Origin of the sequence: Serratia sp. S4 (assembly GCF_000347995.1) — a bacterium.
GTDB classification, from domain to species: domain Bacteria; phylum Pseudomonadota; class Gammaproteobacteria; order Enterobacterales; family Enterobacteriaceae; genus Serratia; species Serratia quinivorans.
This window is the reverse complement of the sequence record NZ_KB661120.1, coordinates 2881664-2904583: the sequence shown is the minus strand read 5'-3', so window position 1 is coordinate 2904583 and position 22920 is coordinate 2881664. Positions and strand designations below refer to the sequence as shown.

Here is a 22920-nt window from a genome sequence, read left to right as displayed (position 1 = left end):
CCCTTTTTAATGCTTAGTCGACTAAATGATATTTATCAGAAAACACGTGGGCCAAGTGTTTAAACATATTAAATACTGCGGTAGTTTTTATTGTTGGCAATCCGTCCGGATCCAAAAAGAATTCGCCGCGGAAAACTAAAACGCTGCCTTTTTGTTCAACATCGGTGGCAACCATACCTTGCAGATAATCATCATGCTGACGAATTAGATTATTTGCTTCTTCCAGCAGGGCTTCACGGGCAATAGGTGAGGTTTCAGCGCGCATTTATTACACTCCAATGAAAAATTCTGAACATATTCTAACGCCAGTTCGCATTTATCCGCAAACAGACTAAGGTTTATTTGCCGTCTGGATGGCCAGCACTATCTGCCGATTGGCGAAATCTGCCTTTCCGTGCTAATTAGGTTGCGTGACGCTTTTTATCAGGTACAGTGTGGGATTTTGCGGCGTCGGGTGGAAGGTTTTGTTTACGCCATAAATGAGTTTCACACAGCCATACCTCTGGGGCATGGGTGAATAGCGGCCAGGATCAACAACTTGCGTTCAGGTTGAGCAGTTAAGCAGCCAATAGAAAAAAACATGTTGATCTCTTGCCAGACTGCCGCAATATAAAAAAGAGATACGAATCGCTGCGGCAAGGCGAGATAAAAGACTTCTTTTTAGAAGAAATAAAATTAGGTAAAGGTAAATATGGGTAAAGCTCTCGTAATAGTTGAGTCCCCGGCAAAAGCCAAAACTATTAATAAATATTTAGGTAATGACTACGTGGTGAAGTCCAGCGTCGGTCATATCCGTGATTTGCCGACCAGTGGCTCAGCCAGCAAAAAGAGCGCTGACTCAACCGAAGACAAAGCCAAGAAGAAAGTTAAAAAAGATCCAACGACGGCGCTGGTAAATCGTATGGGCGTCGATCCTTACCATGGCTGGAAAGCGCATTACGAAATCCTGCCGGGTAAAGAAAAAGTTGTCGCCGAGTTAAAGTCGTTAGCGGAAAACGCCGACCACATTTATCTCGCAACCGACCTTGACCGCGAAGGGGAAGCCATTGCCTGGCACCTGCGGGAAGTTATCGGTGGTGACGACAAACGCTTTAGCCGCGTGGTGTTTAACGAAATTACCAAGAACGCGATCCAAAACGCGTTCAAACAGCCCGGCGAACTGAATATTGACCGTGTCAACGCACAGCAGGCGCGTCGCTTTATGGACCGCGTAGTGGGTTACATGGTTTCGCCACTGCTGTGGAAAAAAATTGCCCGTGGCCTGTCCGCTGGGCGAGTGCAATCCGTTGCGGTTCGACTGGTGGTGGAGCGTGAGCGCGACATCAAAGCCTTCGTGCCGGAAGAATACTGGGAGTTGCACGCCGATCTGTTGGCGAAGGGTGATACCGCGCTGCAGATGGAAGTGACCCATGCCCACGACAAACCCTTCAAACCGGTTAACCGTGAGCAGACTCACGCCGCACTCAACGTGCTGGAAAAAGCCCGTTATACGGTGCTGGATCGCGAAGACAAACCGACCAGTAGCAAGCCGGGCGCACCTTATATTACTTCTACGTTGCAGCAGGCGGCCAGTACCCGTCTGAGCTTTGGCGTGAAGAAAACCATGATGATGGCTCAGCGCTTGTATGAAGCCGGTCACATCACCTATATGCGTACCGACTCCACCAACCTGAGCCAGGATGCGCTCGAGATGGTGCGGGGTTACATCGGTGACAATTTTGGCGACAAGTACCTGCCGAAAGCGCCGAACCAGTACAGCAGCAAAGAAAACTCGCAGGAAGCACACGAAGCCATCCGTCCGTCGGATGTCAACGTGCTGGCCGAGCAGTTGAAAGATATGGAAGCGGATGCGCAAAAACTGTATCAGCTGATTTGGCGCCAGTTTGTGGCCTGTCAGATGACACCGGCGCAGTACGACTCCACCACGCTGTCGGTGAAGGCCGCTGATTACCAACTGCGCGCCAAAGGCCGTACGCTGCGTTTCGATGGCTGGACCAAAGTGATGCCTGCTCTGCGTAAGGGTGATGAAGACCGCACCTTGCCGTATGTTGAAGTAGGCAGCGATCTGGAACTGCAGAAACTGATCCCAAGCCAGCACTTTACCAAACCGCCAGCGCGTTATAGCGAAGCGTCATTGGTAAAAGAGTTGGAAAAACGGGGTATCGGGCGTCCTTCAACCTACGCTTCGATCATTTCCACTATTCAGGATCGTGGTTATGTGCGAGTCGAAAGCCGCCGTTTCTACGCTGAAAAAATGGGTGAGATCGTTACCGACCGTTTGGAAGAAAACTTCCGCGAGCTGATGAACTATGACTTCACCGCACGTATGGAAAACGGTCTTGACCAGGTAGCCAACAACCAGGCCGAGTGGAAAGCGGTGCTGGATGAGTTCTTTGCCGAGTTCAGCGAACAGCTGGAAACGGCGGAGAAAGAGCCGGAAGAAGGCGGCATGCGCCCGAATCAGATGGTGATGACCAGTATCGATTGCCCAACCTGCGGTCGCAAGATGGGTATCCGTACTGCCAGTACCGGCGTTTTCCTGGGTTGCTCCGGCTATGCATTGCCGCCGAAGGAACGTTGTAAAACCACCATTAACCTGGTGCCGGAAACGGAAGTGCTCAACATTCTCGAAGGGGATGACGCGGAAACCAACGCGTTGCGTGCCCGCCGTCGCTGCCAGAAATGCGGCACGGCGATGGACAGCTACCTGATCGATAACCAGCGCAAGCTGCACGTTTGCGGTAACAATCCGGCGTGTGACGGCTATGAGATCGAAGAGGGTGAGTTCCGCCTGAAAGGGTACGACGGCCCTGTGGTTGAGTGTGATAAGTGTGGTTCTGAAATGCACCTGAAAATGGGGCGCTTTGGCAAGTACATGGGTTGCACCAACGAGAGCTGCAAAAATACCCGTAAGATCCTGCGTAATGGTGATGTTGCACCGCCGAAGGAAGATCCGGTTCCATTGCCGGAACTGCCATGCGAAAAGTCGGACGCTTACTTTGTTCTGCGTGACGGCGCTGCCGGTGTGTTCCTGGCGGCCAATACCTTCCCTAAATCGCGCGAAACCCGTGCGCCGTTGGTGGAAGAGTTGGCCCGCTTCAAGGACCGTCTGCCTGAAAAACTGCGCTATCTGGCGGATGCGCCGGTGGCCGATGCGGAAGGCAACAAAACGCTGGTGCGTTTCAGCCGCAAGACCAAGCAGCAGTACGTCTCTGCAGAGAAAGACGGCAAAGCCACTGGTTGGTCTGCTTTCTACATCGATGGCAAATGGGTTGAAGGCAAAAAATAAATTTGCAGCCTGAATGCAACATTAAAAACCAGCCCATGTGGCTGGTTTTTTTATTGGCCAAAGAGGGCTAACGGATCTATCCTTGGCTGTTTTTTTCCTCCTGGGGCCAGGGTTTCACCTTGATCGCAATGCAAAATAATCGTTACCACAGTGTGACGTGGATCTATACTTGAAGCTGTAGCGTGATATAGTGGTTATATAAAAAGTTTTTTTATGATTAAAGCTTATTAACAACGGCGGTTTCTTCAGCGTCTGGGTGAAACACGGTGTTTATGGCTTGTTACTCTTCAGCATACCGGGGCGACACCGATATACCTGGCTGCGGCTCAACGCAGTGTTTAACCTAGGATGGTATAAGATATGAAATTGCAGCAGCTTCGTTACATCGTGGAAGTGGTTAACCACAACCTGAATGTCTCCTCGACGGCAGAAGGGCTTTACACTTCACAACCCGGTATCAGCAAGCAGGTGCGGATGCTGGAAGATGAACTGGGCATCCAGATTTTCGCCCGTAGCGGTAAGCACCTGACTCAGGTGACACCGGCAGGCCTTGAAATTATCCGGATCGCCCGTGAAGTCCTGTCCAAGGTAGATGCCATCAAAGCCGTCGCCGGCGAGCATACTTACCCGGACAAAGGCTCACTGTATGTGGCCACCACTCACACCCAGGCACGTTACGCGCTGCCTAACGTTATTAAAGGCTTCATTGAGCGTTATCCGCGTGTTTCGCTGCATATGCATCAGGGGTCGCCGACGCAAATCGCCGAAGCCGTCTCCAAAGGCACCGCAGACTTTGCCATTGCCACTGAAGCGTTGCACCTCTACGACGATTTAATCATGCTGCCGTGCTACCACTGGAATCGCGCGGTGGTAGTAAAACCCGATCATCCATTAGCCGGTAAAAGCCACATCACCATCGAAGAGTTGGCGGCTTACCCGATTGTTACCTATACCTTCGGTTTCACTGGCCGTTCCGAGTTGGATACCGCGTTTAATCGCGCAGGCCTGACGCCACGAATCGTATTCACCGCGACTGACGCCGACGTGATTAAAACTTACGTGCGACTGGGGCTTGGTGTAGGGGTGATTGCCAGCATGGCTGTGGATCCGGTTCAGGATCCCGATCTGGTGACGGTGGATGCGCGTGATATCTTCACTTACAGCACCACCAAAATCGGTTTCCGCCGCAGCACCTTCCTGCGCAGTTATATGTACGATTTCATTCAACGCTTTGCTCCGCATCTGACGCGCGACGTGGTTGATAGCGCAGTTGCGCTGCGTTCCAACGAAGAGATTGAAGCGATGTTTAAAGACATCAAACTGCCGGAAAAGTAAGCCGTCAGGTTAATGGCTGATAGCAGGAGGGGAACCCACCCCTCACTGTTTTATCTTTTCAGGTTTGTTCATCGCTGATATCCCCTTTGTACTCCCACAGAACGCTGCCAGTACCGGCATCCATTCGTCATCTGTCTTTCATTGCCAGTTTCTGCTGCACGGCAAGCAGGGTGCGGCGCCTTATCCAACCGCTGGCCGGGCGAATGGCCCCCCAATAGCAGGCGAAACGCGCTTTTACCTGGGGCGTAGGGCACCAGACGAAGGTTTCCGTACTTAGCACTGCCCATCCGGTACTGTCCTGTGTGACGTTGAAGCGCAACACCAGCTTAGCCGCGTCGGGATCGTTGTAATGGTCAAACTCTTCTGCATTGGCCAGATTTGCCACCCCCATGGTTGGGCGCCAGAAACGACCGGCCAATCCAAGAGAAATTTCATTAGTGCTCTGATGCAGCAGGGTAAAAGTGTCGAAACCAAACGCAGCGGGCGGCGCAGTGTTTTTGGTGTTGGTGAACCATTGGCGCAGCTTCGTGGGTAACTGACGCAGCATCAGTAACCGACTGATGATAGGGTCCTCGGCCATATCCAGCGCAAGCACCGCCTGAATAATGGCTTCAGGTGTGGCATTAATGGGGGCTGACTGATGTTTTTCATGAAAGCTGAAGGCGGGAATATAGGGCGGCGCGCCTTGCCAGCGCTGACACTCACGTTCACTGACGAATCCGAAAAATGCCACTCTTCTCTCCCTGGATTTAAAATATGACTTTGGCATCACGGCCATTGCCGTGCGGACGGCTGGAAAGGAACCTTAACAGATAGCAATCGACGCAGGAATATGGCTCTCTTGCTATTCTGTGCTCAGCGAAGTCCATGCCTAAGCCGTTGGGAAAAAACGACTTCTCCCTTCTTGATTACTTCTGCCTATCGTTATGATCAAAACGTGTTGTTATCAAAACGTTACATCATCTTTGTGTTATCTTTAAGTAAGACCTCAGTGATTACCCTGTTTTATGCATAATAAGAAATGGAGGAGCTATGTCGTCCGATCTTCGTGAAACGAGTATGGATAAGCTGGTTGCGCTCAATAGCGAATATCGCTATTACAGTCTGCCACTGGCCGCGAGACAGCTGGGTGATATCGACCGGTTGCCCAAATCAATGAAAGTGCTGTTGGAAAACCTGTTACGCCATGTGGATGGCGACACCGTGCAGGTTGACGACCTCAAAGCTATCGTCGGCTGGTTACAGACCGGTCATGCCGACCGCGAGATTGCCTACCGACCGGCTCGCGTACTGATGCAGGACTTTACCGGCGTGCCCGCGGTGGTGGATTTGGCCGCTATGCGTGAAGCGGTGCAGCGATTGGGCGGCAATGTTGACCAGGTCAACCCGTTGTCACCGGTCGATCTGGTGATTGACCACTCGGTCACCGTTGATGAGTTCGGTGATGACGAAGCGTTTGAAGAAAACGTGCGTATCGAAATGGAACGCAACCACGAGCGCTATACCTTCCTGCGTTGGGGGCAGAAAGCCTTCAACCGCTTCCGCGTAGTGCCGCCGGGTACCGGTATCTGTCACCAGGTTAACCTGGAATATCTTGGCCAAACGGTGTGGCACACCGACGAAAGCGGTCAGCGTATTGCCTACCCGGACACGCTGGTGGGCACCGACTCCCATACCACCATGATCAACGGTCTGGGCATTCTTGGTTGGGGTGTGGGGGGTATTGAAGCCGAAGCGGCGATGCTTGGCCAGCCGGTATCGATGCTGATCCCGGACGTGGTGGGCTTTAAACTCACCGGTAAGCTCAGCGAGGGCATTACCGCTACTGACCTGGTGTTGACCGTCACCCAGATGCTGCGTAAACACGGCGTCGTGGGCAAGTTTGTTGAGTTCTACGGTGACGGCCTGGCGGATCTACCGCTGGCTGACCGAGCGACCATTGCCAACATGTCACCGGAGTTTGGTGCGACCTGTGGCTTCTTCCCGGTGGACGAAGTGACGCTGGGGTATATGAAGCTGAGTGGCCGCAGCGATGAGCAAATCGCGCTGGTGGAAGCCTATGCCAAAGTGCAGGGCATGTGGCGCAATCCTGGCGACGAACCGGTGTTTACCAGTACCCTGGCTCTGGATATGTCGACGGTGGTAGCCAGCCTGGCTGGGCCGAAGCGTCCGCAGGATCGCGTGGCGCTGCCAGAGGTGCCCAAGGCTTTCAATGCCGCAACCGAGCTGGAGCTCGGCAACCAGCAACGAAAATCCGAATTCAAGCCCTTCACCCTTAATGGGCAGCAGCACGATCTGCATAACGGCGCGGTGGTGATTGCCGCCATTACCTCCTGTACCAACACTTCCAACCCCAGCGTAATGATGGCCGCCGGCTTGCTGGCGAAGAATGCGGTGAAAAAAGGGTTGCGAACCAAACCCTGGGTGAAAACCTCGTTGGCGCCAGGCTCTAAAGTGGTGACCGACTATTTCGACAGCGCCAAGCTGACGTCCTACCTGGAAGAACTTGGGTTTAACCTGGTGGGTTACGGCTGTACTACCTGTATCGGTAACTCCGGGCCGTTACCTGAGCCTATTGAGCAGGCGATTAAAGAGGGCGATCTGACCGTTGGTGCGGTGTTGTCAGGTAACCGTAACTTCGAAGGCCGTATTCATCCGCTGGTGAAGACCAACTGGCTGGCCTCGCCACCCTTGGTGGTTGCCTATGCGCTGGCCGGCAGTATGAAGATTGATCTGACCAACGAGCCACTGGGTGAAGGCCGTGACGGTCAGCCGGTTTATCTGAAGGATATTTGGCCGAGCAGCCAGGACATTGCCCTGGCAGTCGAGGAAGTGCGTACCGAGATGTTCCATAAGGAATACGGTGCGGTATTTGACGGTGACGCCAACTGGCAGTCGATTCAGGTTGCCGGTTCGGCCACCTATCCATGGCAGGCGGACTCCACCTATATTCGCCATCCGCCGTTCTTCAGCAGCATGAAAGTACAGCCGGATCCGGTGCAGGACATCAAGGACGCCCGCATTCTGGCGATCCTGGCCGACTCGGTGACCACCGACCATATCTCACCGGCAGGGAACATCAAACGCGACAGCCCGGCAGGCCGCTATCTGAGCGATCATGGCGTTGCGGCGTTGGATTTCAACTCTTACGGCTCGCGCCGTGGTAACCATGAAGTCATGATGCGTGGCACCTTTGCCAACATCCGCATCCGTAACGAAATGGTACCGGGGGTTGAAGGGGGTTATACCCGCCATATCCCGTCACAGAATCAGTTATCAATCTACGATGCTGCGATGCAGTATCAGCAGGAGCAGGTACCGCTGGCGGTGATCGCCGGTAAAGAATACGGTTCCGGTTCCAGCCGTGACTGGGCTGCGAAGGGGCCACGACTGTTGGGGGTTCGCGTGGTGATTGCCGAGTCCTTTGAGCGTATTCACCGCTCCAACCTGATTGGTATGGGCATTTTGCCACTGGAGTTCCCGGCAGGTGTGACGCGCAAAACGCTGGGGCTGAGTGGTGATGAGCAGATCAGCGTCAGCGGGTTACAAACGCTCAAGCCAGGGCAAGTGGTACCGGTGCTGATCGCTTATGCCGATGGGCGCAAGGAAGTGGTCAATACCCGTTGCCGAATCGATACCGGCAATGAGCTGACCTACTATGAAAATGACGGCATCCTGCACTACGTGATCAGGAAAATGCTGTAATTAAAAGGGCGCCTTTCATGGCGCCCTGATTTTTCCCGCGGGAAATTACTCTTGGTCCAGTAAATGGCCCATTTTTGCGGCCTTGGTGGCCAGGTAACGCTCGTTCTTCGGGTTGCGACCGACGATCAGTGGCACACGCTCGGTAATGTTAATACCGGCTTCGGTCAGGATCTCGACCTTTTTCGGGTTGTTGGTCAGTAAACGCACCGCATCCACGCCCAGCAGTTTGAACATGTCCGCACACAGGGTGAAATCACGTTCATCCGCAGCAAAACCCAACTGGTGGTTGGCTTCTACCGTATCAGCGCCCTTGTCCTGCAGGGCATAAGCGCGGATCTTGTTCAGCAAACCGATATTACGACCTTCCTGGCGATGGTAGAGCAGAATACCGCGACCTTCTTCCGCGATATGCTCCAGTGCGGCTTCCAGCTGAAAACCACAGTCGCAGCGCAGGCTGAATAAGGCATCACCGGTCAGACACTCAGAATGTACACGTGAGAGTACCGGTGTTGCGCCAGAAATATCCCCGAACACCAGTGCCAGATGATCGTGCCCGGTCGCCAGTTCTTCGAATCCTACCATCAGGAAATCGCCCCAAGGTGTTGGCAATTTGGCCTCTGCCACCCGTTTAAGCTGCATGTTGCTCTCCACAAATACTTCCGATTCAATCATGGTTGCGCATCCTACTTCTGGGTCAGTTGGCTGACCAGTATTAAATGCACAACGACGATCGGCATTTCGTTAATTATCGGCTATTTTGCCATAACTTCTTGCCCTGAGGTGCTCAGCAAATCAGCATCCGACGCTTTCAGCCAACTATTATTGCGATAGTCCGTTTATCTGTTTAATTTTTCGAGTGTTATCAATATTGCAAGATTGTTACACTGCAAATTGGCTTATGCAAAGGACGATGGGAATGTTTGAGATTGCAAAACGTACGGCAGCTGGTGCGCTAGTGCTGTTGTTGATGCCGCTGGCGGTATGGATTTCCGGCTGGCAATGGCAACCGGGTGGCGACGGCAGGCTGTTGAAAGGCCTGTACTGGCTGACTGAAACCGTCACTTCGCCCTGGGGTATCCTTACCAGTATTATTCTTGGCGCCTGGTTTCTGTGGTGCCTGCGTTTTCGTATCAGACCGGCCATTGGGTTGTTGGTGTTGCTTAGCGCGTCGATTCTGATCGGACAGGGCGTGAAGTCTTTTATTAAGGATCGCGTGCAGGAGCCTCGGCCATTTGTGTTGTGGCTGGAGTCGGCCCACCAGATTGATGAAAAGTACTTTTACTCGCTCAAGCGCAAAGAGCGGGGCGCGTTGGTGAAAGAGCAACTGCAGGAGCAAACGCTGGTACCGGTATGGCTACGTGAGCACTGGCAGTTTGAGACCGGCTTTGCGTTCCCTTCAGGCCACACGATGTTTGCCGCCAGTTGGGCGCTACTGGGCGTAGGGTTGTTGTGGCCACGACGGCACTACAAGACCGTCGCGGTCTTGATGGTGTGGGCAATAGGTGTCATGGGCAGCCGTTTGCTGCTGGGCATGCACTGGCCACGGGATCTGGCAGTGGCGACCTTGATCAGCTGGCTGTTGGTGACGATAGCTTGCTGGTTGGCTCAACGCTGGTTTGGCCCTTTGACGCCACCGCCGCAAGAGCAGCAGGAAATTGCGGAAAGAACCTCGGAAGAGAAAATCAGGTGACGCTGTCACTTAATGCGGTGTCGCCATGGCACCGCATTAACCGCTTACATTTCCCGTCATTGTAATTCTTATTAATGCCCCCATATCCTTATTAATCTATTATTTTGAGAAGCTTTCTCATTAATTTGTTCGGGAGCGTCGTTTACTGTCGAATATGCCAGCAGATATGTGGTTTTATCGTGCCGCAGGGTTTCCCTGCCACGATGGGAAATGCTAACTTAAAGGTTAGGGAAGCCACGTATTGGCATATACCCGTCATCTTTCAAGTCGCAGCGTTGTTATCTGCACTAGCTCACCCCAGTTACTTACTTGAGTAAGCGCCTGGGGATGAGCGAGCTGGCCGCCTAGCTGTGCTGTACAGGGATGTACAAATGCCGCGAGCGCATGGACGCGCTAGAGCGGCCAACTTGAAAGCTATAGGGTAGAATTCATCCGATTAACTCGGCATTGCGGGAAAGAATGTGAAATATTTGCTGATTTTTTTGTTGGTTCTGGTGATTTTCGTGATTTCTGTCACGTTGGGCGCGCATAACGATCAGGTTGTGAGTTTTAACTATCTGGTTGCGCAGGGCGACTACCGCGTATCGACCCTGTTGGCGGCGTTGTTTGGCGCCGGTTTTGTTCTTGGCTGGGTCATTTGTGGCCTGTTTTATCTGCGTACCCGCATTGCGTTGGGGCGAGCCGAACGCAAAATCAAAAGGCTGGAACTGCAGCTTGAACAACCTGCTGAATCGGCAGCTCCGTCCGTTGTCAGCAAGGAATAACCTTCTATGTTAGAGCTGCTGTTTCTGTTGTTGCCCGTGGCTGCCGCGTACGGCTGGTACATGGGGCGCAGAAGTGCTCAACAGGACAAACAACAGGAAGCCAACCGTCTGTCGCGTGAGTATGTGGCCGGGGTTAACTTCCTGCTTTCCAACCAGCAGGATAAAGCGGTCGATCTGTTCCTTGATATGTTGAAAGAGGACAGCAACACCGTTGAGGCCCACCTGACGCTGGGTAACCTGTTCCGTTCGCGTGGCGAAGTAGACCGCGCAATCCGCATCCATCAGGCGCTGATGGAAAGCGCTTCCCTGACCTTCGAACAACGCCTTTTGGCCGTGCAACAGCTGGGGCGTGATTATATGGCCGCCGGCATGTACGATCGCGCCGAAGATATGTTTGGCCAGTTAATCGGCGAAGAAGATTTCCGCATTTCCGCGTTGCAGCAACTGTTGGTGATCCACCAGGCAACCAGCGATTGGCAAAAGGCCATCGACGTGGCGGAAAAACTGGTCAAGTTGGGTAAAGATAAACAACGTATCGAGATCGCCCATTTCTACTGCGAACTGGCTTTGCAGGCGATGGGCAGTGACGATCTCGATAAGGCGATGGGCTTGCTGAAAAGAGCGGCCTCGGCAGATAAACAGTGCGCCCGGGTTTCTATAATGGTAGGGCGCATTTATATGGCGCAGGGTGAATACGCCAAGGCGGTTGAATCGCTCACGCGAGTGTTGAACCAGGATAAAGAGCTGGTGAGCGAAACCTTGCCGATGCTGCATGAGTGTTACCAGCATCTGGAACATCAACAGGATTGGGCGGACTTCCTCAAGCGCTGTGTTGAAGAAAATACCGGTGCCACCGCAGAGCTGATGCTGGCGGAAATTATTGAGCAGAATGAAGGCCGTGACGTGGTGCAGGTGTATATCAACCGCCAGCTCCAGCGTCACCCGACGATGCGGGTATTCTATCGCCTGATGGATTATCACCTGGCAGATGCGGAAGATGGCCGTGCGAAAGAAAGCCTGTTGCTGCTGCGTGATATGGTCGGCGAACAAATACGTACCAAGCCGCGTTATCGCTGCCATAAATGCGGGTTTACCGCGCACTCGCTGTATTGGCATTGCCCGTCATGCCGGGCCTGGTCATCGGTTAAACCGATTCGTGGGCTGGATGGACAATAAGCTGCAATAAAAAACGGGGCTAAAATAGCCCCGTTTTTTTATGATGTTAGCGATTTATTTTTTCTTGCCGGCTTTGACGCCGCCTTTCAGCAGTTGACGCAACTTCTTCAATTCTTTCTGGTTCAACGGCTGCTCGATTTCCTCTTCAATCCCCTGATTGTCAATTTCACCGTGATGCAACTCCGCCGATTTTTTAGCGGTTTTGTCCGCCTTGGCCGGTAAGTCGAAGCTATTTTCAAGACGTTGACAGACCTCGGCGCTCAGAGAAAGTTGGTTATCGGCAGCAATGGCACGAATTTTTTCTTTGAGTTCCAGAGGGATTTTAATCGTTAGTGTAGATATCTCGCTCATTTTGAAGCCTTTCTGCGGGAAGATTGCCTTCAAGCTAAGCCAGTCGCGAGTGAGAGTCTAGTGTGTAATAAAAATTTAATATTTCTGTAACATTGATCGGGGGAATAATGAACGATAAGGCGGGAGTATTGAGGTAGAGCCCGGCGTGCCGGGCTCTATACCAGAGTGCTTATTTGTAGATGACGGCGGTGCCACTTAGCATGTTATTACCACCGGCAGAGATAATGCGGTAGCTGCTGGCGCCCTGGGCTTCGGCTTTGGCGGCCAGTTTGGCTTCCAGGCTGCTCAGCGTCGTGGCATGGCCTGCAGAGACGACGCCGGATGCGCTCAGGCTGGTGGCCTGCTGTAGGTCTACCGGTTCAGCGGCGAAGGTAGCGAAAGAGGTCATGGCGATAGCGGCGGCTGCTGCAAAATATTTGATGCTTTTCATAAGAAACTCCAGTCTGTTTGTTTGGGTTGGAAGCCGTTCGCTTCCGATGTGTTGAATAATAAAGCATCCAGAAAGATTTAAAATCTGATAATGCTGAGCATCTTGTTCAAATTATTTGATTTATAATTTACGCATCTTTACGGCGCTTTACGCAGCCTGGGTTAATGGCAGCGGTGTTATATTGACGCTTGATGACGAACCTGGGCCTAACATTACTTAACCGCAGGGTGCGCTGCGGCTGGGATTTCTGTCGGCTGGCATGTAGAATGCGGCGGTTAGTTTGGCGGGTTGTTACCTGGTTATGTCCATTTTACAGAAGGTAGAAGAAATGAAGTCTGAAAATAACATTAATAACAACGACTTAAAATCATCTCCGATCATTGTTGCGCTTGATTACGCAGATATTGGCGCAGCATTGGCATTTGCCGATCGTATCAGTCCGCAGGACTGCCGGCTAAAAGTGGGCAAGGAAATGTTCACCCTGTTTGGACCACAATTGGTGCGCGACTTGCACGCCCGCGGTTTCGATGTATTCCTGGATTTGAAATTTCACGATATTCCCAACACCACCGCCCGTGCGGTAGCGGCGGCGGCTGAACTGGGCGTGTGGATGGTTAACGTTCACGCCAGCGGCGGTGCGCGGATGATGACCGCAGCCAAAGAGGCGTTGCTGCCTTATGGCGCGCAGGCGCCGTTGTTGATTGCCGTGACCGTGCTTACCAGCATGGAGGCGGAGGATTTGCAGGCTATCGGTATCGACCTATCTCCGGCCGAGCAGGCGGAACGACTGGCGCGTCTGACCCGCGATTGTGGACTGGACGGCGTAGTCTGTTCTGCGCATGAGGCCGAACGCCTGAAAGCGGCCTGTGGCCAGCAGTTCCAGTTGGTGACACCAGGTATCCGTCCGGAAGGCAGCGATGCCGGCGATCAGCGCCGTATTATGACGCCGGTGCAGGCACAGGCGGCCGGTGTTGACTATATGGTGATTGGGCGCCCGATCACCCAATCTGCCGATCCTGCCGCTACGCTGAGCGCCATTCGCGCTTCACTGGCCTGAGGAGTTACTGATGAAGGTCGATAACAGCCGTCTGGTTTACTCCACCGACAGCGGACGCATCAAGCCGGAAGAGGTTAAGCCACAGCGTGACAAGGGTGACGGCATCGTGCGCATTCAGCGCCAGACCAGCGGGCGTAAGGGGAAGGGCGTTTGCCTGATCTCGGGCGTCGATCTGGATGATGCGGCACTGGAAAAACTGGCGGCTGAACTGAAGAAGAAGTGTGGCTGTGGTGGCTCGCTCAAGGATGGTGTGATTGAGATCCAGGGTGATAAGCGCGATTTGCTAAAACAGCTGCTGGAAGCCAAAGGGATGAAGGTCAAACTGGCGGGCGGTTAATCGCCTCGGGCGAATTGCCATGCCGCGGTGCAATGCTGCGGCATGGCAGTGGGTGTTGCTGCCGGGCGTTAACCCGTTAATGGCAATGATGCCATTGACTAAAAGTAAAACAGACCTGAAATAATCTTTATTATGGTTAATACGTCAAAGCGTAAACGCTTTTGCCAGCCTGTCGGCTAGTGGCCGGATAGGTTACTTGCCTACCTGATGACCAATGATGCCCCCAACGGCGGCCCCGCCGAGCGTACCCAGTGCGCTACCATCGGTCAACACCGCGCCGCCTACAGCCCCCGCACCGGCACCAATAGCGGTGTTACGGTCACGTTTGGACATGTTGGAACAAGCGCTGAGTGAAAACGCCAGCGTAAGCGCCAGAGCGGCGGTGGCGAAACGTTTATTGATAATCATCATAGTGACTTCTCCTTAGCATTGGCTTATGGGAGTGCCCTATAAGTATAGGCATGAACCCTAAATTCGGCCTGCTATTGGCTCCCAAAGCGTATCGATATAAAAAATGGCATTTTTTGTTAAAGGCAGAACAATTGAAAAGCTAAAAGCGCTCTCTCTGCCAATATCCACTATAAGCCTCTGCCTGACGATAAACAGGTAAATAGTCCTAAAGTCCATTTACCCGCTTTTGGCCGGCCATTTCCTCTGTGCTCCACAGTTCTCGGTTTCCAGCAGAAGGCTACGCGGTCTTTAGCTATTTACGCCATACCCTCTCAGGAGCCGCCTGCCGACAATATTCCTTACAGGCTTAACCGGGAAAGACACATGCTTAACGAACTCAAGCAGCAGGTATTAGAGGCCAACCTGGCCTTGCCACGCCATCATCTGGTGACTTTCACCTGGGGTAACGTCAGTGCTGTCGATCGCCGCGAGGGGCTGATGGTGATCAAGCCGTCGGGGGTAGAGTATGCATTGATGACCCGTGACGATATGGTGGTGGTGGAACTGGAAAGCGGCAAAGTGGTGGAAGGGAGTAGAAAGCCGTCATCGGACAGCGATACCCATCGCGTGTTGTACCTGGAGTTTGCCGCTGCCGGGGGGATTGTTCATACTCATTCGCGGCATGCCACCATCTGGGCGCAGGCGGGGCTGGATATTCCTGCCTGGGGCACCACACACGCCGATTATTTTTATGGTGATATCCCCTGTACCCGCCAGATGCACAATGAGGAAATCAATGGCCGCTACGAGTGGGAAACCGGCCGGGTGATCGTCGAAACCTTTGCAGAACGCCAGTTGGATCCGGCGGCGATACCGGCGGTGCTGGTGCATTCACACGGCCCCTTTACCTGGGGAAAGGATGCGGAAAACGCGGTGCACAATGCGGTGGTACTGGAAGAGATTGCCTACATGGGGATTTTTTCGAGCCAACTGACACCGGGGCTGACGAACATGCAGCAGACGCTATTGGACAAACATTACCTGCGCAAGCACGGTAAAAATGCCTATTACGGTCAGTAATCCTCAGGTAGGCCGTCGTGTGACGGCCACCATTTCCCCGCCTGGATCCTAGTCGTTTACTATATCCAACTGTATTCCCTGGCGTTTTAACTGGTGCTGATAGTCCAGCGACAGCCGGGAATCGGTGATCACCCGATGTACCTTTCCCTGCTGAGTCAGTGGGTTGGGCTGTATTTGACCAAACTTGGACGAGTCGGTCAGGACAATATTCTCTACGCCCTTGGCCAGTACGGCATTAACTACATCGGCGCGCATCATATCGCGACCGGTAAAACCGGTGTCCGCATGGTAGCCATCAATGCCGATAAACGCCTTGCTGAAATGCACCTGCTGAATACATTGTCGCGTTAACGGCCCGACCACGGTTTCGCTTTTTTTCTGATACAGGCCACCCAGCACGATCACCTCGCAGTCGGTCTCTTTCAGCAGGTTGGCGATATAGTGGCTGACGGTGATTAGCGTGATGCGCTTGCGTTCGGCAATGTAGCGAGCCAACAGCGCGTTGGCACTGCCGCTTTCGATAAAGATGGTTTCATCGTCGTTAACCAGCGATGCGGCATATTGCGCCAGCTTTTGCTTGAGGGTGAAGTTGGACATCATGCGTGCATCGACGTCGTCACTTTCCAGCGCCAGCGCGGAACCATGCACCCGTTTCAAATAGCTGCGTTTCTCCAGCAGGTTCAAATCCTGACGGATTGTCACCTCAGAAACGCCGGTAGCGGCAGCTAAATCGCTGACGCTGATGCGCCGACGATCGTTAACCAATTGCAATATTGTCTGTTGTCTTGAATTCATATCAACCTGATGTGCGGCCACCAAGGTGCGGCCGCTAATATTTGTTGTTTAAATAGTATGTTCTGTTCGCGCAATAATATCATCCTGCGCGTCAGGGGATAATGCGGTAAAGAACGCGGAATATCCAGCAACGCGAACCACTAAATCACGATACTGGTCAGGATGTTGCTTCGCTTCCAGCAGGGTTTCCCGCGACACAATGTTGTACTGTACGTGCCAGCCCAGGTAGGTCTCAAAGAAGGTGCGCAGCATCAACATCAGCTTTTCACGGTCGACCGGGTTTTCCAGCGTGGCCGGGTTGAGTTTCTGGTTCAGCAGCACGCCACCGAGGATTGCAGCGGTAGGCAACTTGGACAGTGAATTGAACACGGCAGTCGGCCCGAGATGGTCGGTCCCTGATGCCGGGCTGGCACCTTCCGCCAGCGGCGTATGCGCTTTGCGCCCATCAGGGGTTGCCAGGGTAGCTGCTCCAAAGGGGACGTTAGCCGAAATGGACGAAGTGCCGGCGTAGTAAGTGCCGCCAATCGGGCCACGACCAAAGCGGGTATTGTGGTACTGCGCGAGTTCGTCAATGTAGCTTTGATAAGCGCGTACCAGCAATTGGTCGACCTCATCCACGTCATTGCCGTATTTTGGCGCGGCGTTGAGCAACCGCTGACGTAACTGCTCGCCGCTCAGCCCGTCAAAGTCATTGGCCAGCGCTGCCGCCAACTGCTGCTGGCCGATCGCACCCTGTTCGAACACCAGTTTACGCACTGCCGCCAGGCTGTTGCCCAGGTTGGCGATACCGACCTGCAGGCCCGAAACCCAGTCGTATTTTGCACCGCCTTGCTTAATGCTTTTACCGCGTTCGATGCAGTCGTCCACCAGCGCCGAACACAGGATGTCATGAGCATTTTCTTCCAGCACGCTATCGACCACGCACTCAATTTCAATCGACTTACGGGTGTAGTAGCGGATCTGGCTGTCCCAGGCACCCAGCACCTGGTCGAAATGGCTGAAGTTGCCCCGCGACAACGCCAACTCCTGGGGCAGGAAGACTTTGCCGGAGGTGGCATCACGCCCTTGCTCCAGTGCTGCCAGCAATACTCGGGCGAAGTTGATAAAACTCATGCCGGTGCAGCGATAACCCCATTTTCCGCCGACGGCGGTTTCGATGCAGCCGATCGCCGCATAATCATAGGCATCCTGAGGTTCCACGCCCAGCTTGATAAACTCCGGAATCACTATCTCATCGTTGTTGAAGGCCGGCATGCCAAACCCGCAGCGGATCACCTGCACGCATGCATCGAGAAAGTCGCTGCTCATCCCGGCATGGTAACGAACGCTGAGGTTGGGTTGGGTCGAACGCAGGCGGCCGCAGGACTCCAGAATGGTATAGGACAAAGGGTTCACCGCGTCGCGGGGTGAGCCATCGACCAGCTGTTGTCCGCCGATAGTGACGTTCTGATACAGCGGGCTGCCTGCCGAGGCTTTGGAGTGCGAGCCGGAACGGATCTTGTTGATCTCCAAAAGTTTCAGCCAGCAGCTGTGCAGCATTTCAATCGCACGCTCACGTGGCAGAGTCTGTTCCAGCTCGACATCGCGGCGATACCAGGGGTACAGATATTGGTCGAGACGGCCAAAGGACACCGAATGGCCGTTGGATTCAATTTGTAGCGTTAACTGAATGAAGTAACACAGTTGCAGCGCCTGCCAGAAGGTCTGCGGTGGGCGGTGGGCGATCAACTCGCAGTTTTCCGCGATGGCCTGCAGCTCTTCACTCCGCCAGTGGCGGCTTTCCGCCTGTGCCATGCTGCGGGCCAGTTCGGCAAAGCGCAGGATATGGGCGCTCAGTGCCTCCAGGGTCAGGTCGATAGCCTTCAGGAATTGTTCCTGCTGTAACTCTTGCCAGTCGGTGAGGTGAATGCGGCTGCGGCGCTCGTCCACCTTGTCGCGTAGTCCGTCGAGGCCTTTTTCCAACAGCAGTGGGAAATTCACCGCCAGGTGGGCATCTCCCGAAGTCATATTGCCTTCGGCCTTGATGATGCCGGTGGCCAGCAGCGCCCGTTGTTCATCGGTGAACATGCCGTAGCAGCGGTCTTGTACCGTCTGGCCACGCCACCACGGGCATATCCGGTGCAGGATGGCCTTATTCTCTTCGCTGATGGAAAAACCGGCACCCGGACGGTCGGCCAACTGGTCAATCTCGTCTTCGATCCAACTGACGGTATATTCCGGGAAGATCGGCGCGGCGCGCAATTCGCTGGCCTGGTTGCCGATAATCAGCTCATCGTTTTCGATTCTCAGGGTTCGTTTGGCCAGATGATTAGCTAATGCCAGCGCCCGACGCACCGGCAAGGGTTTGTCCAGGTGTTGCTGATAGGCTTCGGTATAGTGTTGCGCACGTTCGGTGCAAACCGGCGGTTTGACGATATGGATCAACGCGTTCTTGTGGGCCAGGGTGCGTGCGGTCAGGGTGGTCAGGTCCAGCGTGGTCATGATGTTATCCTCGCAAAATAGCGGTCAGCCCTTTGGTGTTGGCGTACTGCTCGGCATAGGCCAGCAGTTCGGGCGCATCCAGTGGGGTACGGGCAGCGTGATAGGGTTCGCCGAGCAGGTGGTATTTGTTGATGCCCAGTGTGTGGTATGGCAAAAAATGAATCTCTTTGGCGCCGGCTTCATCGGCGGCGAAATCGACAATCGCACGGACAGAGTGGCGATCGGCGTTAAACTCCGGGATCAGTGGTACGCGCACAATAGTTTGGGTACCGCGCTCGGCCAGCCGACGAAAATTGTCCATCACTCGTTTGGCGGAGCCGCCGGTCCACTGTTTGAAGCGCCGTTCATCGACGTGTTTCAGATCCGCCAGCATCAGGTCAAGCCAGGGCAGTGACGGGGCTATGTTGGACCAGGGGGTATGCAGACAAGACTCCACCGCGGTATGAATACCGGCCTCACGACTGCGGCGCAGCAGTTCAGCCGCCACGGTCGGTTGCATAAAGGGTTCACCGCCGGACAGCGTCAGCCCACCGCCGGTGCGCAAATAAAAGGGTCTGTCGCGCAGAACTTCGGCCATGATATCGTCGATATTTCTCGCGCTGCCGCACAGGCTGAGCGCGCCGGTTGGGCAACGGGCAGCCAATGCGGCATAATCCTCATGGCTGAGTAAATTGCGCTGGAGCACCAGGCTATCGTCTATCCGCCGGACAGCCTGCGTATTGTCTTCGATACACAGCGTGCAGCCGCCAAGACACAGGCGTGGGTCGAACAACAGGTCTGCCTTTCGCGCCCGGCTTTCCGGGTTCTGGCACCAGAGGCAGCCAAGCGAGCACCCCTTTAGAAACACTACGCTGCGAATGCCTGGGCCATCATGGGTGGAATAACGCTGCAGATTGAAAATCACGAGTCACCTGTCATTCGGTTGCTTTGCTGCTTTCATTAAAGTTGTTTCGAATGAAGGTTGATTTGATTTCGATCAAATATAAACCTATTGCATGTCCTACTATGTTCAGAGTTTGAATTCGCCCACAGAAGATTCAGGAGTCCGTAATGGAGCTTTATCTCGATACCGCTGATGTGAACGCCGTGAAACGCCTGGCGCGCATCCTTCCGTTGCATGGTGTGACCACCAATCCAAGTATTGTGGCCAAAGAAGGCAAGCCAATTTGGGAAGTGCTTCCGGCGCTGCGCGATGCGCTGGGAGGCACCGGTAAGCTGTTTGCTCAGGTGATGGCCAACGATGCCGAACTTATGGTGGCAGAAGCGGCGCTGCTTCATCAGCGGGTACCAGGGCTGGTGGTGAAGGTTCCGGCGACCGCTGAAGGGTTGGCAGCAATCAAGAAACTCAAAGCGATGTCGATCCCTACGCTGGGGACGGCGGTCTACGGCGCGGGTCAGGGATTGCTGGCGGCGCTGGCCGGGGCAGAGTATGTTGCCCCTTACATTAACCGTGTGGATGCGCAGGGCGGTGACGGCATTAAGATGGTGCAGGAGCTGCAGCAGTTGCTGACGCTGCATGCACCAGGAGCCAGAGTGCTGGCCGCCAGTTTTAAAACGCCGCGTCAGGCACTGGAATGTTTACTGGCAGGTTGCCAGGCCATCACCTTGCCGGTCGAGGTTGCCGAGCAGTTCCTTGCCGCCCCGGCGGTACAGGCGGCGGTAGAGAAATTCGAACAGGATTGGCAGGGGGCCTTTGGGACTAATTTATTGAACTGAGTTGTAAACAAAGAAAAGGGCACTGACCAAGTGCCCGGTTGTTTAGAAGTAGGGGCGCTGCATGCCGCGCCCAATCGCAGGTTTAGCCATTCTCACGCAGGACGATCGGTGACTCTTGGGCTGTAGGCTGACTGGAGTTCAGCGCACGGCGGATCACAAAGAAGGCGGAGACCAGCATGGTTACCGCCACCAGCATAAAGAAAGCACAGAGTGCGGCGTTAATCTGGTTGCTGAACACGATGGTTTCCATATCCTTTAACGTCTTGGCCGGTGCGATTAACGTACCTTGCTCAATACCGCTAGAAAACTTCTTCGCCTGCGCCAGGAAGCCGATACTCGGTTTTTCATGGAAGATCTTCTGCCAGCCGGCGGTCATTGAGGTGATAAACAACCAGACGGTGGGCAGGATAGTCACCCAGGCGTAGCGCTGTTTTTTCATTTTGAACAGCACCACGGTACCGAGGATCAGCGCCATCGACGCCAGCATCTGGTTACCGATACCGAACAGCGGCCACAGGGTATTGATGCCACCGAGCGGATCGACCACCCCCTGATAGACAAAGAACCCCCAGCCTGCGACTGCCACCGTAGTCCCCGCCAGATTACCGAACCACGAACGGTTGTTGGCCAGCCGTGGGATCGCCACGCCCACCAAATCCTGCACCATAAAGCGACAGGCACGGGTCCCGGCATCGACGGCGGTCAAAATAAACAGGGCCTCGAACAAAATGGCGAAGTGATACCAAAACGCCATCATCGCGCGGCTGTTAAAAACCTCGGTAATGATGTGCGCCATACCTACCGCAAAGGTCGGTGCGCCACCGGCACGGGACAGAATCGAGTGCTCACCGACGTCTTTGGCAATCATCGTCAGGGTTTCCGGGGTGATCATAAAGCCCCAACTGTTAATCACCTGCGAGGCATTTTCCACCGTGGTGCCGATCAGCGCCGCCGGTGAGTTCATGGCGAAGTAAACGCCCGGATCGATGACCGAGGCGCAGATCAGCGCCATGATGGCCACGAAGGACTCCATCAACATGGCACCGTAGCCGATAAAGCGGATATGGCTTTCACGCTCCACCAGTTTCGGTGTCGTGCCGCTGGACACCAGCGCATGGAAGCCGGAAATCGAGCCGCAGGCGATGGTAATAAACAGGAACGGGAACAGCGATCCGGCGAACACCGGGCCGCTACCGTCGATAAAGCGCGATACCGCCGGCATTTTCATTTCCGGCATGGCGAAGACAATGCCAATCGCCAGCCCGATAATGACGCCAATCTTCATAAAGGTGGACAGATAGTCACGCGGTGCCAACAGCAACCACACCGGCAGCACCGAGGCGACAAAGCCGTAGACGACCAGCACCCAGGTCAGCGTAGTGCCGTGCAGCGTGAAGAACGGGCCCCAGTAGGGGTCTTGCGCCACATTGCCGCCGTAAATAATCGCCAGCAGCATCAGGGCAAAACCCACCACCGAAATTTCGGCGATTTTACCCGGCCGGATAAAACGCATATACACGCCCATAAACAGAGCGATAGGAATGGTGGCGGCAATAGTGAACAGGCCCCATGGGCTGTCGGCCAGCGCTTTTACCACTACCAGCGCCAGCGCAGACAGAATGATAATCATCACCCCCAGCGCACCCAGCATGGTGATCACCCCGGCGAAGGCCCCCAGCTCCTGCTTGGCCATTTCACCCAGCGAACGGCCATCGCGGCGAGTGGAGATAAACAGGATCAGGAAGTCCTGCACGGCACCGGCCAACATCACCCCAACCAGGATCCAGATGGTGCCGGGCATAAAGCCCATTTGTGCTGCCAGGATCGGGCCAACCAACGGCCCGGCACCGGCGATGGCGGCAAAATGGTGTCCAAACAACACCCATTTGTTGGTGGGCACATAGTCCAGCCCGTCGTTGCGACGTTCTGCCGGCGTCTTGCGGCGATCGTCAAGCTCAAAAACTTTCTTGGCAATAAACAGGCTGTAGAAGCGGTAAGCGATGCTGTAGCAGGCGACCGCCGCGACGACTAGCCAAACCGCATTGACATGCTCCCCACGGCTTAGCGCCAGCATGGCGAAGGCAAATGCGCCCACCAACGCCACCGCCAGCCAGATGATCCCGGACTTGACGTTTTTCATGATCAACAACTCCTAGATGCGCAGAAATAAAAAAAGAAGCTCTTATTGGAGAATGGATACAAATTAAAAGTAGGAGTTTTGTGCGTTAAGAACAGCAAGTCGGATGAGAAATGTGAAGCAGGTTGAGTAATGACGTAAAAACAATGTGATGGGGGTGCGGCTGGCTTACCTGGCTGTGGCGCAA

The 22920-nt window shown here is 54.2% G+C and carries 20 protein-coding genes; 10 read left to right on the top strand and 10 right to left on the bottom strand.

What is annotated here, in order from left to right; genetic code table 11:
* Nucleotides 1–13: 13 nt before the first annotated feature.
* Nucleotides 14–265: a YciN family protein gene (locus tag SERS4_RS0114290; protein WP_012145385.1), complete on the bottom strand. Its 252-nt coding sequence runs from the start codon at nt 263–265 to the stop codon at nt 14–16.
* A 426-nt stretch (nt 266–691) separates the two neighbouring features.
* Between SERS4_RS0114290 and topA the strand changes: the two genes are divergently transcribed.
* Both topA and cysB read left to right on the top strand, forming a co-directional pair.
* Nucleotides 692–3289, top strand: coding sequence for a type I DNA topoisomerase (topA, locus tag SERS4_RS0114285; RefSeq protein WP_012145384.1), 2598 nt, complete (start codon nt 692–694; stop codon nt 3287–3289).
* Between the two features lie 360 nt (nt 3290–3649).
* On the top strand, nt 3650–4624 hold the full coding sequence (gene cysB / locus SERS4_RS0114280; protein WP_012145383.1) for an HTH-type transcriptional regulator CysB: 975 nt from the start codon (nt 3650–3652) through the stop codon (nt 4622–4624).
* A gap of 127 nt (nt 4625–4751) precedes the next feature.
* Here the strand turns inward: cysB and SERS4_RS0114275 are convergent, their stop codons facing one another.
* Complete coding sequence (locus SERS4_RS0114275) at nt 4752–5357, bottom strand: hypothetical protein (RefSeq protein WP_017893023.1); 606 nt, start codon at nt 5355–5357, stop codon at nt 4752–4754.
* Nucleotides 5358–5656: 299 nt separating this feature from the next.
* On the opposite strand from SERS4_RS0114275, the gene acnA reads away from it, so the two are divergent.
* Nucleotides 5657–8329, top strand: coding sequence for an aconitate hydratase AcnA (acnA, locus tag SERS4_RS0114270; RefSeq protein ID WP_026142395.1), 2673 nt, complete (start codon nt 5657–5659; stop codon nt 8327–8329).
* A 45-nt stretch (nt 8330–8374) separates the two neighbouring features.
* Here acnA and ribA read toward each other — a convergent pair whose 3' ends face one another.
* Nucleotides 8375–8968, bottom strand: a complete 594-nt coding sequence (gene ribA, locus SERS4_RS0114265; RefSeq protein ID WP_012145380.1) for a GTP cyclohydrolase II — start codon at nt 8966–8968, stop codon at nt 8375–8377.
* Nucleotides 8969–9245: 277 nt separating this feature from the next.
* On the opposite strand from ribA, the gene pgpB reads away from it, so the two are divergent.
* The 3 genes from pgpB to lapB all read left to right on the top strand — a co-directional run bounded on the left by pgpB (nt 9246) and on the right by lapB (nt 11959).
* On the top strand, nt 9246–10019 hold the full coding sequence (gene pgpB, locus SERS4_RS0114260) for a phosphatidylglycerophosphatase B (protein ID WP_017893020.1): 774 nt from the start codon (nt 9246–9248) through the stop codon (nt 10017–10019).
* Nucleotides 10020–10480: 461 nt separating this feature from the next.
* Nucleotides 10481–10783: a LapA family protein gene (locus SERS4_RS0114255; protein ID WP_017893019.1), complete on the top strand. Its 303-nt coding sequence runs from the start codon at nt 10481–10483 to the stop codon at nt 10781–10783.
* Nucleotides 10784–10789: 6 nt separating this feature from the next.
* The gene (lapB, locus tag SERS4_RS0114250) at nt 10790–11959 is read left to right on the top strand and encodes a lipopolysaccharide assembly protein LapB (protein WP_017893018.1); all 1170 of its coding nucleotides are present in this window, start codon (nt 10790–10792) and stop codon (nt 11957–11959) included.
* A 54-nt stretch (nt 11960–12013) separates the two neighbouring features.
* Here the strand turns inward: lapB and SERS4_RS0114245 are convergent, their stop codons facing one another.
* On the bottom strand, nt 12014–12310 hold the full coding sequence (locus SERS4_RS0114245) for an Arc family DNA-binding protein (RefSeq protein ID WP_017893017.1): 297 nt from the start codon (nt 12308–12310) through the stop codon (nt 12014–12016).
* Nucleotides 12311–12479: 169 nt separating this feature from the next.
* Nucleotides 12480–12740, bottom strand: coding sequence for a YdgH/BhsA/McbA-like domain containing protein (locus SERS4_RS0114240; protein WP_012145375.1), 261 nt, complete (start codon nt 12738–12740; stop codon nt 12480–12482).
* 328 nt (nt 12741–13068) lie between these two features.
* Here SERS4_RS0114240 and pyrF point away from each other — a divergent pair, with 328 nt between their 5' ends.
* Complete coding sequence (gene pyrF / locus SERS4_RS0114235) at nt 13069–13797, top strand: orotidine-5'-phosphate decarboxylase (protein WP_017893016.1); 729 nt, start codon at nt 13069–13071, stop codon at nt 13795–13797.
* A gap of 10 nt (nt 13798–13807) precedes the next feature.
* The gene (yciH, locus tag SERS4_RS0114230) at nt 13808–14134 is read left to right on the top strand and encodes a stress response translation initiation inhibitor YciH (RefSeq protein WP_017893015.1); all 327 of its coding nucleotides are present in this window, start codon (nt 13808–13810) and stop codon (nt 14132–14134) included.
* Between the two features lie 192 nt (nt 14135–14326).
* Here the strand turns inward: yciH and osmB are convergent, their stop codons facing one another.
* Nucleotides 14327–14545 carry an osmotically-inducible lipoprotein OsmB gene (gene osmB, locus SERS4_RS0114225; RefSeq protein ID WP_004945176.1) on the bottom strand — a complete coding sequence of 73 codons (219 nt, stop codon included), beginning with the start codon at nt 14543–14545 and terminating at the stop codon, nt 14327–14329.
* Between the two features lie 363 nt (nt 14546–14908).
* Between osmB and araD the strand changes: the two genes are divergently transcribed.
* On the top strand, nt 14909–15604 hold the full coding sequence (araD, locus tag SERS4_RS0114215; RefSeq protein WP_017893013.1) for an L-ribulose-5-phosphate 4-epimerase: 696 nt from the start codon (nt 14909–14911) through the stop codon (nt 15602–15604).
* Nucleotides 15605–15652: 48 nt separating this feature from the next.
* Here the strand turns inward: araD and SERS4_RS0114210 are convergent, their stop codons facing one another.
* Genes SERS4_RS0114210 through SERS4_RS0114200 form a run of 3 tightly spaced genes read right to left on the bottom strand, consistent with a single transcriptional unit; the run spans nt 15653 to nt 19784 of the window.
* On the bottom strand, nt 15653–16399 hold the full coding sequence (locus SERS4_RS0114210; protein ID WP_012145371.1) for a DNA-binding transcriptional regulator YciT: 747 nt from the start codon (nt 16397–16399) through the stop codon (nt 15653–15655).
* Nucleotides 16400–16447: 48 nt separating this feature from the next.
* Nucleotides 16448–18880 carry a formate C-acetyltransferase/glycerol dehydratase family glycyl radical enzyme gene (locus SERS4_RS0114205; RefSeq protein WP_017893011.1) on the bottom strand — a complete coding sequence of 811 codons (2433 nt, stop codon included), beginning with the start codon at nt 18878–18880 and terminating at the stop codon, nt 16448–16450.
* Nucleotides 18881–18884: 4 nt separating this feature from the next.
* A complete protein-coding gene (locus SERS4_RS0114200) occupies nt 18885–19784 on the bottom strand; it encodes a glycyl-radical enzyme activating protein (protein WP_017893010.1) in 900 nt (299 codons plus the stop codon).
* 146 nt (nt 19785–19930) lie between these two features.
* Here SERS4_RS0114200 and fsa point away from each other — a divergent pair, with 146 nt between their 5' ends.
* Complete coding sequence (gene fsa / locus SERS4_RS0114195) at nt 19931–20596, top strand: fructose-6-phosphate aldolase (RefSeq protein WP_017893009.1); 666 nt, start codon at nt 19931–19933, stop codon at nt 20594–20596.
* An 82-nt stretch (nt 20597–20678) separates the two neighbouring features.
* Here the strand turns inward: fsa and SERS4_RS0114190 are convergent, their stop codons facing one another.
* Nucleotides 20679–22736 carry a carbon starvation CstA family protein gene (locus SERS4_RS0114190; RefSeq protein ID WP_017893008.1) on the bottom strand — a complete coding sequence of 686 codons (2058 nt, stop codon included), beginning with the start codon at nt 22734–22736 and terminating at the stop codon, nt 20679–20681.
* Nucleotides 22737–22920: the final 184 nt, after the last annotated feature.

What these genes read in the sequence shown, in the direction of transcription:
- SERS4_RS0114290 (WP_012145385.1), bottom strand. Translation starts at nt 265, where the DNA reads ATGCGCGCTGAAACCTCACCTATTGCCCGTGAAGCCCTGCTGGAAGAA.
- topA (WP_012145384.1), top strand. Translation starts at nt 692, where the DNA reads ATGGGTAAAGCTCTCGTAATAGTTGAGTCCCCGGCAAAAGCCAAAACT.
- cysB (WP_012145383.1), top strand. Translation starts at nt 3,650, where the DNA reads ATGAAATTGCAGCAGCTTCGTTACATCGTGGAAGTGGTTAACCACAAC.
- acnA (WP_026142395.1), top strand. Translation starts at nt 5,657, where the DNA reads ATGTCGTCCGATCTTCGTGAAACGAGTATGGATAAGCTGGTTGCGCTC.
- ribA (WP_012145380.1), bottom strand. Translation starts at nt 8,968, where the DNA reads ATGCAGCTTAAACGGGTGGCAGAGGCCAAATTGCCAACACCTTGGGGC.
- pgpB (WP_017893020.1), top strand. Translation starts at nt 9,246, where the DNA reads ATGTTTGAGATTGCAAAACGTACGGCAGCTGGTGCGCTAGTGCTGTTG.
- lapB (WP_017893018.1), top strand. Translation starts at nt 10,790, where the DNA reads ATGTTAGAGCTGCTGTTTCTGTTGTTGCCCGTGGCTGCCGCGTACGGC.
- SERS4_RS0114245 (WP_017893017.1), bottom strand. Translation starts at nt 12,310, where the DNA reads ATGAGCGAGATATCTACACTAACGATTAAAATCCCTCTGGAACTCAAA.
- SERS4_RS0114240 (WP_012145375.1), bottom strand. Translation starts at nt 12,740, where the DNA reads ATGAAAAGCATCAAATATTTTGCAGCAGCCGCCGCTATCGCCATGACC.
- pyrF (WP_017893016.1), top strand. Translation starts at nt 13,069, where the DNA reads ATGAAGTCTGAAAATAACATTAATAACAACGACTTAAAATCATCTCCG.
- yciH (WP_017893015.1), top strand. Translation starts at nt 13,808, where the DNA reads ATGAAGGTCGATAACAGCCGTCTGGTTTACTCCACCGACAGCGGACGC.
- osmB (WP_004945176.1), bottom strand. Translation starts at nt 14,545, where the DNA reads ATGATGATTATCAATAAACGTTTCGCCACCGCCGCTCTGGCGCTTACG.
- araD (WP_017893013.1), top strand. Translation starts at nt 14,909, where the DNA reads ATGCTTAACGAACTCAAGCAGCAGGTATTAGAGGCCAACCTGGCCTTG.
- SERS4_RS0114210 (WP_012145371.1), bottom strand. Translation starts at nt 16,399, where the DNA reads ATGAATTCAAGACAACAGACAATATTGCAATTGGTTAACGATCGTCGG.
- SERS4_RS0114205 (WP_017893011.1), bottom strand. Translation starts at nt 18,880, where the DNA reads ATGACCACGCTGGACCTGACCACCCTGACCGCACGCACCCTGGCCCAC.
- fsa (WP_017893009.1), top strand. Translation starts at nt 19,931, where the DNA reads ATGGAGCTTTATCTCGATACCGCTGATGTGAACGCCGTGAAACGCCTG.
- SERS4_RS0114190 (WP_017893008.1), bottom strand. Translation starts at nt 22,736, where the DNA reads ATGAAAAACGTCAAGTCCGGGATCATCTGGCTGGCGGTGGCGTTGGTG.